Raw genomic sequence first — 10,096 nt, forward strand, 5'->3', positions numbered from 1 at the left:
GAGGCGGTGGCGGCCGGGTCTACCAACGCCCAGGCCGCCGAGCGGCTGTTTGTGTCACCTTCGACCATCAAGACCCACTTGGCGCACATCTTCCGCAAGCTCGACGTCGTCAACCGAGCGGCGCTCGTCGCCGCACAGGCGGCCGAGGGACGCTCCGTCAGCGGGTGAGGGGCTTGTACTTGATCCGGTGTGGCTGGGAGGCCTCGGCGCCCAGTTCCTTGCGCCGCATGGTCTCGTAGTCGGTGAAGTTGCCCTCGAACCATCGCACCTGACTGTTGCCCTCGAAGGCCAACACGTGGGTGGCGATACGGTCGAGGAACCAACGGTCGTGGGAGATGACCACGGCGCAGCCGGGGAAGTTCTCCAGGCCACCCTCGAGGGCCCGCAGGGTGTCGACGTCCAGGTCGTTGGTCGGCTCGTCGAGGAGCAACACGTTGCCGCCGGTGCGCAACAGCTTGGCCAGGTGCACCCGGTTGCGCTCGCCACCGGAGAGCTGGCCCACCAGCTTCTGCTGGTCGGCACCGCGGAAGTTGAAGCTGGCGCAGTAGGCGCGCCCGTTCATCTCCCTGTTGCCCAGCTTGATCGTTTCGTCGCCGTCGGTGATTTCCTCATAGACGGTGCGTTCGCCGTCGAGGTGGTCGCGGTGCTGATCGACGTGGGCCAACTGCACCGTCGAACCGACGCGGATCTCGCCCGAGTCGGGCTGGGTCTCGAGGTTGTTGCTCGCCTGATCGGCAGCGTCGACCAGCATGCGGAACAGCGTCGTCTTACCGGCGCCGTTGGGCCCGATCACGCCGACGATGCCCGCCTTGGGCAGGGAGAACGAGAGGTCGTCGATCAACAGCTTGTCGCCGAAGCCCTTGGACAGGTGGTCCACCTCGATCACCTGGTCGCCAAGCCGATCGCCCGGCGGGATGTAGATCTCCAGCCCGTCGCTGCCGCCCTTGGCCGACTGCTGCTCGGCGAGCAACTGGTCGTAGGCGGCCAAGCGGGCCTTGCTTTTGGCCTGCCGGGCCTTGGGGGCCATGCGGACCCACTCCAGCTCACGCTCCAGGGTGCGCTGGCGGGTGGAGGCGTGCTTCTCCTCCTTGGCCATGCGGGCCTGCTTCTGTTCGAGCCAACCCGAGTAGTTGCCCTCGAAGGGCATGCCCTTGCCGTGATCCAGCTCAAGTATCCAGCTGGCGACGTTGTCGAGGAAGTAGCGGTCGTGGGTGATGGCGACGACCGTGCCCTCATAGTCGGAGAGGAACCGCTCGATCCAGGCGACCGACTCGGCGTCGAGGTGGTTGGTCGGCTCGTCGAGCAGCAACAGGTCGGGCCGCTGCAACAACAGCCGGCACAGCGCCACGCGCCGCTTCTCACCTCCGGAGAGGGAGGCGACGTCGGCATCGCCGGGCGGGAGCCGCAGCGCATCCATGGCGATGTCGACCGTGCGCTTCAGGTCCCAGGCGCCGGCGGCCTCGATCTTGGCCTCCAGCTCGGCCTGTTGGGTGCCCAGCGCCTCGTAATCGGCATCGGGATCGGCCCAGCCGGCCATCAGCTCGTCGTAATCGGTCAGCAGCTTGGCGGTGCCGGCAACGCCGTCCATCACGTTGCCGGTGACGTCCTTGGCCTCGTCCAGCTTCGGCTCCTGCTCGAGCATGCCGACGGTGAACCCGGGGCTGAGGCGTGCTTCGCCGGTGTAGCCATCGTCGAGCCCGGCCATGATGCGCAGCAGCGTCGACTTCCCGGAACCGTTGGGCCCGATCACGCCGATCTTGGCGCCCGGATAGAACGACAGCGAGATGTCCTTGAGTACCTCGCGGTCCGGGGGCACCACCCGCCCGACCTTGTACATGGTGAAGATGAACTGAGCCGACATGCATGCTCCAGCGAAGCGGTAGTGGGGGAGAAGGCGGGGAACGGGAATTGGGGATCGAGCGAACCGTCGATGGTACAGCCATCGCCAAGACTCCGTACTCGGGTACTGCGTGGTGTTCGTGCGCCGTGCAGGACGCAGCTACTCGAGGTTGTTCCTGGTGGCAGCGGTCCGCTTGGCGTGTTCCGACTTGACCGGACCCCCACCGCCGGTTGCAGGTTGCTTCGCCGGTGCCTTCCGAGCGGGAGCGGCCTTGGCGGGTGCCTTGGTCGGCGGCCGCTTCGCTGGGGCCTTTTTGGCGGTTGCCTTGGCCGGAGCCCGCTTGGCCGGTGCCTTGGCCGGAGCCCGTTTGGCTGGTGCTTTGGCGGCGGCCTTTTTGGCTGGTGCTTTGGCGGCGGCCTTCTTTGCCGGTGCCTTCTTGGCAGCAAGCTTCTTGGCCGGTGCCTTCGTGGCGGCTTTTTTAGCCGGTGCTTTGGCTACCGCCTTCTTGGCTGGTGCTTTGGCTACCGCCTTCTTGGCTGGTGCTTTGGCGGCGGCCTTCTTTGCCGGTGCCTTCGTGGCGGCCTTTTTGGCTGGTGCTGTGGCGGCGGCTTTCTTGGCTGGCGCCTTCCTGGCGGGTGCTTTGGCTGCGGGCTTCTGCTCGGGCGCCTCGGCAGGCGCCTGCTCGGCCTCCGTGTGCTCGGCCGGGGCAGAAGCGTCCTGATCGGTGCCGGAACTTGGCGCCAAGGTCTGCCCGTCGGGCAAGCGCAGGTCGACGCTTCGCAGCGGCGGGTCGTAGCCCTCGACCACCAGGGTGAGCTCCTCACCCATCGACATGAAGTCGCGGGCTCGGTTGGGGGGCGGATCGCCCAGCGCCTTCAATGGCAGGTAGGTCTTGGTGCTGCCGACCAGCAAATACGCGCCGTGCGAGGAGAACTCGACGACTGTGCCGGTGACGGTGTCGCCGGGCTGGTGCTCCCCGACGAAGCTGAGGAAGTCACCCGGCGAGTTGACCGGATCGGGCGTGGAGGATCGACGCTTGGTTGATGCGCTCGAAGCTCCCGACCGACTGCTCTTGGCGTCGTCGGTGGACGACCTGCCCGAGGAGCGATCGGCCTGTTTCGGACCTCGGCTTCGAGACCCGGTTGCGGGCGACTTGGATGCGGCGGGCTTGGAGTCGCCCACCTTGGGTTTGGATCCGCCCGCACCCGCATTCTTGGATGGAGCGCCCCGTTTGGAAGGCGATGCGGCCTTCTTGGGCGATCTTGAGGTGGACTTGGAATCGGTTTTGGCCTCTTTGACGGCTTTCCTACTGACAGAACCTCGCACCGGGGTGCGGGCGACAAATACCCACCCCACTCCGGTTACGGGCTTGCCGCCCCACAGCCGATCTTCCTCGAAAAGCCAAGTGTGCTCACCGTGGAACTCCTGGAAGGAGTCGTTGGAGAACACTGCAGCGTTGGCCTTCTCGGCCACTTGGAGAATGAATGCGTCCCCCCGGCCGACGACGCCGGCGGGGGGAGCAACGATGGACCCATCAAGCACGCGTGCTTCATAGTCATCCTTCTCCGTGCTGGAGATCCGATGCCCAAATGTCGCATCCACGATGACCGTGATGTCGGTCTCGGGATGTTTGGCACCGAACTGCTCAATTGCTTCATCGAGTTGTTTCAGACTGGGTTTGGTTCGCCCTTCGGTTGCGATGTTGGAACCGTCAACGACCACATGTGAAAGGGTCATGACCCCACCAGTCAAGCAGCTTTGCGTCCTTGCCGTGGGGATCGGGCCGATTGCCTAGCATCGAGCGATGGCCTCACCTTCCGCATCGGTCCGCCCTCAGTTGTTGCCGATCGAGGCGGTGGTCTTCGACCTGGGCGGGGTGGTGCTGTCCAGCCCGTTCGAAGCGTTTGCGCACTACGAGGCGCAACAGGGGTTGCCCGACGGGTTTATTCGCCGGCTGAACATGGACAACCATGACGGCAACTCGTGGGCCAAGCTGGAGCGTGGCGAGTTGGATGACGAGGGCTTCGTCCGGGAATTCGAGGCCGAAGCGCTGGCGGCCGGGGGCGAAGTGGACGGTCACGCCATCTTGGAGATGCTCGTCGGCGAGGTGCGGCCCGAGATGGCCGCCGAGGTGTACCGGCTGGTCGACGCCGGGTACAGCACGGCGTTCCTCACCAACAACGCCGTGCCCTTCGATGAGCTTGCCGGCATGCTGCCCACGGGGCTCGATGAATTACTCGCCGCGGTCGACGCAGTGGTCGAGTCGGCAGTCCTGAAGATGCGTAAGCCCGAGGACGCGTTCTACCGGGTAGCCCTCGAGGCGCTGGCCGTGCACCCGTCGCAGGTGGTGTTTCTCGACGACCTCGGGGTGAACCTCAAACCGGCCCGGGAGATGGGCATGACCACGATCAAGGTCGGCGATCCGCACGCAGCACTTGCCGAGCTGCACTCGGCATTGGATGCCAGGCCCCGCAGGCCGTGATCAGTTGAAGTCCCAGCGGTCCTTTTCGGGGAGATCGCCGAATGATTTCCGCAGGATCTCCTGCTGCTCCTGGCGGTGGATGAGCGCCGACCCGGTCGCCGGGCTGCCCGACGCCACCCGGCTGACCCGCCGGATCTCGACGTCCCGGTTCTCGAACGCCTCGTAGAGCCGGCCCTTGATCCCGTTCCAGGGGCCCATGTTTTCGGGCTCTTCCTGCAACCAGACGATCTCGTGGCAGTTGGGGTAGCGCTCCATCTCCTCGTGGATCGCCATGTACGGCCAGGGGAACAGCTGCTCGACCCGGGCGACCGCCATCGGCACGCCCAGCTCGTCGCGCTTTTCGATCGCATCGTGGGCGACCTTGCCCGAAGCGAGCACCAACCGGGTGACCGACTCGGGGTCGAGGCCGGACTCGTCGGGGATCAGCTCGCGGAAGTGACCCGACACGAAATCGTCCACCGGTGACCGGTAGGTCTTGGCCCGCAGGCCACTCTTCGGCGTAAAGATGATCAGCGGCTTGTTGCCGTCCCGGTGGATCTGACGGCGCAACAAGTGGAAGTACTGCGCTGCCGTCGTGGCGTTGCACAGCTGGATGTTGTCCTCGGCGGCCAGGATGAGGAACCGTTCGATGCGGGCCGAGCTGTGCTCGGGGCCCTGGCCTTCGTATCCGTGGGGTAGCAGCAGCACCAGGTCGGAGGTCTGCTTCCACTTGTCCTCGGCGGCCACCAGGTACTGGTCGACGATGATCGAGGCGCCGTTGACGAAGTCGCCGAACTGCGCCTCCCACATGACGAGCGCATCCTTGTTCTCCACCGAGTAGCCATACTCGAAGCCCAACGCTGCGTACTCGGACAGCAACGAGTCGTAGATCCACAGCTCGGAGCTGTCGGTGGTGAGCGCGCTGAGGGGCAGGTAATCGTCGCCGGTATGGAAGTCGACGAGCGCCGCATGGCGTTGGGAGAACGTGCCGCGACGGCTGTCCTGGCCGGCGAGACGCACCGGGGTGCCCTCGGCGAGCAGCGAACCGAACGCAAGGGCCTCACCCAGCGACCAGTCAACCTCGCCTGACTCGAACAGCTTCCGCCGTGTCTCGAACTGCTTGGCCAGCTTTGGATGGACCGTGAAGCCGTCGGGCACGGTATTGAGCGCCTCGAAGATGCGGTCGAGCTCGTCGGAGGCCACCCCGGTGGACACCGGCCCGATGACGCCTGGCGGCTTTGGCGGCGCCGGAACCCGACGGGGGTCGGACGGCTTGGCCTCCCGGGTGGACTCCAGCGCGTTGGTCAGCTCCGCGTGGTAGGCGTTGGCTGCCTTCTCGGCCTGCTCCAGGCTGATGTGGCCACGCCCAACCAGCGAATCGCTGTACAACTCGCGCACGGGCGCCATGCTGTCGATCCGCTGGTACATCAGCGGCTGGGTGTAGCTGGGGTCGTCGCCTTCGTTGTGACCGTGGCGGCGGTAGCACACCATGTCGATCACAACGTCCTTGCCGAACGCCCGCCGGTACTCATAGGCGAGCCGGGCCACCCGCACGCAGGCCTCGGGGTCGTTTCCGTTCACATGGAAGATCGGCGCCTGCACCATCTTGGCCACGTCGGTCGGGTACTCGGAGCTGCGCGCCGACTCGGGCGGGGTGGTGAAGCCCAGCTGGTTGTTGATCACCAGGTGGATGGTGCCGCCCGCCTTGTAACCCTTGATGCTGGACAGGTTGAGCGTCTCGGCCACCACGCCCTGACCGGCGAAAGCGGCATCGCCGTGCACCAGGATGGGCAGCACGGGATAGCGGTTCTCGACGTTCTTGGGGATCTGGTCCATCTTCGCCCGGGCGATTCCGAGCACCACCGGGTCCACCGCCTCCAGGTGCGACGGGTTGGCCGCCAGCTCCAGGTCGATCACGTTGCCGGCAACCGACTTGAACTGACCTCGTTGACCCAGGTGGTACTTCACGTCGCCGGAGCCCTGCACGGCGTCCTCATCGATCAGCTGCTCAAACTCGCCGAACAGGTCCTGGTAGCGCTTGCCGACGATGTTGACCAGCACGTTGAGGCGCCCGCGGTGGGCCATGCCCAACACGGCCGAGTCCATGTGGTTGGCGGAGGCCAGCGTGAGCAGCTCATCCAGGATGGGGATGGTCGACTCGGCGCCCTCAAGTCCGAAACGCTTCTGTCCGAGGAACTTGGTGCCGAGGAACTGCTCGAGCGCGTCGGCCTTGTTGAGCAGGTCGAGGATGTGGATCTGCTCGTCGCCGGACAAACTGAAGGGCTCGCGGCTCTCCATCTGCTCCTGGATCCAGCGCTTCTCCTCCACCTCCTGCATGTGCATGAACTCGACGCCGATCGTGCGGCAGTAGGCGTCCCGGAGCACCCGCAGGATCTCCTTCAGCGGCATGGACTCCTCGCCGCCGACGCTGTTGTAGATGCTGCCCGGACCGGTCTGGAACTTCCGGTCGAGGTCCCAGATCGTCAGGCCGTAGGTAACCGGATCGAGCTCCTCGTGGATCTCGGGGGTCTTGGCTGACAGGGGGTCGAGCTCGGCGATCAGGTGGCCGCGGCTGCGGTACATGTTGACGAGCATGGCGATGCTCATCTGTTTTTGGATCAGGCCACCGATGTGGTCGGCCGGGTTGGTGTCCTGGCGCCATTCCACCGACACGTACGGCACGCCGATGTCGGCAAAGATGCGCTGATAAAAGTCCTCGTCGCCGAGCAGCAGCGACTCGATCGTCTTGAGGAACGAGCCCGACTCGGCCCCCTGGATCACCCGGTGGTCATAGGTTGAGGTCAGCGTCAGCACCTTGGAGATGCCCAGCTTGGCGATCGTTTCCTCGTCGGCACCCTGGTAGGCGGCGGAATACCCCAGCTTGCCGACCCCGACGATGACCGCCTGGCCCGACATCAAGCGAGGTACGGACAACACCGTGCCGATCGTGCCGGGGTTGGTCAGGCTGACCAAAGCGCCCTGGAGGTCCTCCAGCTGCAACTTGTTGTCCATCGTCCGCTTGACCAGGTCGTTGTAGGCATCGACGAACTCCCTGAAGTTCATCGACTCGGCGCCCTTGATCACCGGCACCATCAGCGTTCGCTCGCCACGGCGCTCGACGTCGATGGCCAGGCCGATCCCGATGCTGGAATGCCGGGTGAGCTGGGGCTTTCCGTCCTCGTCGCGATCGAAGCTGACCGCCATGTCGGGGTGGTGATCGGCGATCGCTCGCACGATGGCGTAGCCGATGATGTGGGTGAAGCTCACCTTGCGACCCCGGGTGCGGCCGAGGTGACCGTTGATCACACCTCGATTGACCTCGAGCAGCTTGGCGGGCAGGTCGCGCACCGACGTGGCCGTCGGCACGGTGAGCGAGGTCTCCATGTTGTCGGCGATCGCTGCGGCGATGCCGCGGATCGGCTTTGTCTCCGACGCTGGTCGGGCGGTTTCCTCGGTCTCGGTCTCGGCACCCGTCTCGGGCTGGGCCTTCGATTGGGCAGGGGGCTTCGCCTTGGCGGGGGCGGAGGCCTTGGCGTTTGCCGTTGCGGCGGACGTCGGCTCGGCGGAGGCGGAGGCGGAGGCCTTGGCCGTCGCCGGTGCGGCTGAGGTCTGCTCAGCCTTCTGACCGGACGGCTTGTTCGCGGAGGTTGTGCCACCGGACGGCGTGTCGCTGGAGGACGTGGTGGAAGCGGCAGCGCGTGCGCCGTTGCCGTCCCCGGCGGTGGCCGCACCATCGGAGAAGTAGTTGCGCCACTGCTCGGAGACCGAGCTGGGGTCGGCCTCGTAGGCCTCGCGGTACTCGTCCACCAACCAGCTGTTCGGGCCCAGGAGATCTTCAGGTGAGGTACTCATCACCGGCGAGCCTACAAAGGTCGGACACACGAACGGGGGCCGGTCGATTCGGCCGCTCAGGCCGCCGCTACGGTGGGTCGCCCTCGCGCTGCGCGAGCGCCTACCGAATCCACCCACCGATTCCGTCTCCCATCCGCTCGTAAGGAGCCTCTGTGCTGGTCGCCACCTGGAACGTCAACTCGCTCAATGCCCGCCTGCCGCGGGTCGAGGAATGGGTGGCGGAGGTGCAGCCCGACGTGCTGATGATGCAGGAGACCAAGCTGGCCGACGACAAGTTTCCCCACCTCACCTTCTCGGCGATGGGCTACGAATCGGCCCACTTCGGCGAGGGCCGCTGGAACGGTGTGGCGATCATGTCCAAGGTGGGCCTCGATGAGGTTCACAGCGGGTTTTATTCGGACGAGCCCGAGGGCTGGGACCACCCCGCCGAGGCCCGCCTGATCTGGGCCACGTGTGGGCCGCTTCGATGCGCGTGCGTCTACGTGCCCAACGGTCGCGAGGTCTCCAACGACCACTACCGCTTCAAGCTGGACTGGCTGGCCCGCCTGCGTAACGACCTGGCCCAGCGCGTGACCGAGGGGGACCGCTTCGTGATCGGTGGCGACTGGAACATCGCGCCCAGCAGCGCCGACGTGTGGGACGTTGACGTGTTCGACGAGAACTCAACCCACGTCAGCGTGCCCGAGCGCGAAGCCCTGGCGGCGATCACCGACGTCGGGCTGCGGGATACCTTTCGCGAGCGCTACGGCGACGCCGACGACCTCTTCAGCTGGTGGGACTATCGGGGCGGCAACTTCCACCAGCGCAAGGGCATGCGTATCGACTATTTGCTGGCCACGCCGCCGCTGGCCGACGCCGCCGTCTCCGACTTGATCGACCGCAACGCCCGCAAGGGCACCAAGCCATCCGACCATGCACCGGTGCTCGCCTACTACGACGTGTAGCGATTCGACCGCCGAGCTGCTCGCGGACGGCGCTAGGTTCTCGCCAGAACCGCGAACTCTGCCGCTATCGCGCGCCAGGGAACGCGGAAGCGGCAGAGTTCGGCCGAAGCGCCGACGCTGGTCAGCGAGCGGACCACAGAACCGAGGGGAACGATGGGCGAGGTTGACGAGGCCAGGAGCGAAACCGACCAGGTACGGAGCGAGCGATTTCCGGCCTCCGACGTAGTGAGCCGTATCCAGCGCCTCGAGCAGCTGGAGATCACACCGCAGCGCACGGCGTTTCGCCGGGTGGCGGCCGAGGTGAGGAGCATCATCGAGGGCCTGACGTCAACCAGCACCGATGCCGAGGCACTTGACGCAATGGCCGACGACCTGGCGAAGATCGCCGGGGTGCTGGCCGCTCATCCGAAGGGCCGCGTCTACGAGGGGTTCGCCGAGCTGGCCAACGCCGGGCGCCTGACGGCCGACAACCCGGAGGTTCAGGCCCTCGCAGCGGAGATGTACGCCACCTTCGATCACAGCCCCTTCATCGGTTTGGCCAACCCGCTGTCGCCGCCGATGAGCCTGCACCTGCACGACGATGAGGTCACCGGGTCGGTCACCTTTGGTTCGGCCTACGAGGGCCCTCCGGGCAACGTGCACGGCGGCTACGTGGCGGCGGTTTTTGACGAGTTGCTCGGCTCGACCCAGGGTTTGTCGGGCGCGCAGGGCATGACCGCCTACCTGCACACCGACTACCGCTCGCCCACCCCGCTGCATCGTGAGTTGACCTTGCGGGCCTGGATCCACGATCGGGTGGACCGCAAGATCTGGGTACGAGGCACCATTCACGACGGCGAGCGGCTGACGGCGGAGTGCGAAGGGCTGTTCATCTCCATGCAGCCCGGAAAGTTCAAGCAGTTGCTCAACGACCGGGCCGACGCCGACCCGAACTGAACCGAACTGAACTGAACTGAACTGAACTGAACTGAACTGAACTGAACTGAACTGAACTGAACT

Annotated in this window: 7 protein-coding genes; 4 read left to right on the forward strand and 3 right to left on the reverse strand. The window is 65.8% G+C overall.

Annotation, left to right across the window (positions count from 1 at the left end):
- The first annotated feature begins 6 nt into the window (after positions 1–6).
- A complete protein-coding gene (locus PKD89_RS19765; RefSeq protein ID WP_349257305.1) occupies positions 7–168 on the forward strand; it encodes a helix-turn-helix transcriptional regulator in 162 nt (53 codons plus the stop codon).
- On the opposite strand, the gene ettA is transcribed toward PKD89_RS19765, so the two are convergent.
- Positions 158–1,861 (reverse strand): energy-dependent translational throttle protein EttA, encoded by a 1,704-nt coding sequence (gene ettA / locus PKD89_RS01360; RefSeq protein ID WP_289010455.1) that lies wholly within the window; start codon positions 1,859–1,861, stop codon positions 158–160. The two genes, PKD89_RS19765 and ettA, sit on opposite strands and share 11 nt — an antisense overlap.
- Before the next feature lie 138 nt (positions 1,862–1,999).
- Positions 2,000–3,577, reverse strand: coding sequence for an NYN domain-containing protein (locus PKD89_RS01365; protein ID WP_289010454.1), 1,578 nt, complete (start codon positions 3,575–3,577; stop codon positions 2,000–2,002).
- Positions 3,578–3,644: 67 nt separating this feature from the next.
- Here PKD89_RS01365 and PKD89_RS01370 point away from each other — a divergent pair, with 67 nt between their 5' ends.
- Complete coding sequence (locus tag PKD89_RS01370) at positions 3,645–4,322, forward strand: HAD-IA family hydrolase (protein ID WP_289010453.1); 678 nt, start codon at positions 3,645–3,647, stop codon at positions 4,320–4,322.
- On the opposite strand, the gene PKD89_RS01375 is transcribed toward PKD89_RS01370, so the two are convergent.
- Positions 4,323–8,153, reverse strand: coding sequence for a multifunctional oxoglutarate decarboxylase/oxoglutarate dehydrogenase thiamine pyrophosphate-binding subunit/dihydrolipoyllysine-residue succinyltransferase subunit (locus PKD89_RS01375; protein ID WP_289010452.1), 3,831 nt, complete (start codon positions 8,151–8,153; stop codon positions 4,323–4,325).
- Positions 8,154–8,305: 152 nt separating this feature from the next.
- Between PKD89_RS01375 and PKD89_RS01380 the strand changes: the two genes are divergently transcribed.
- Both PKD89_RS01380 and PKD89_RS01385 read left to right on the forward strand, forming a co-directional pair.
- Entirely contained in the window at positions 8,306–9,097 is a 792-nt protein-coding gene (locus PKD89_RS01380; RefSeq protein WP_289010451.1) for an exodeoxyribonuclease III, read from the forward strand.
- 153 nt (positions 9,098–9,250) lie between these two features.
- Positions 9,251–10,033: a PaaI family thioesterase gene (locus PKD89_RS01385; protein ID WP_289010450.1), complete on the forward strand. Its 783-nt coding sequence runs from the start codon at positions 9,251–9,253 to the stop codon at positions 10,031–10,033.
- Positions 10,034–10,096 lie beyond the last annotated feature (63 nt).

This window comes from Candidatus Neomicrothrix sp. (assembly GCF_035329545.1).
Lineage (GTDB): Bacteria > Actinomycetota > Acidimicrobiia > Acidimicrobiales > Microtrichaceae > Microthrix > Microthrix subdominans.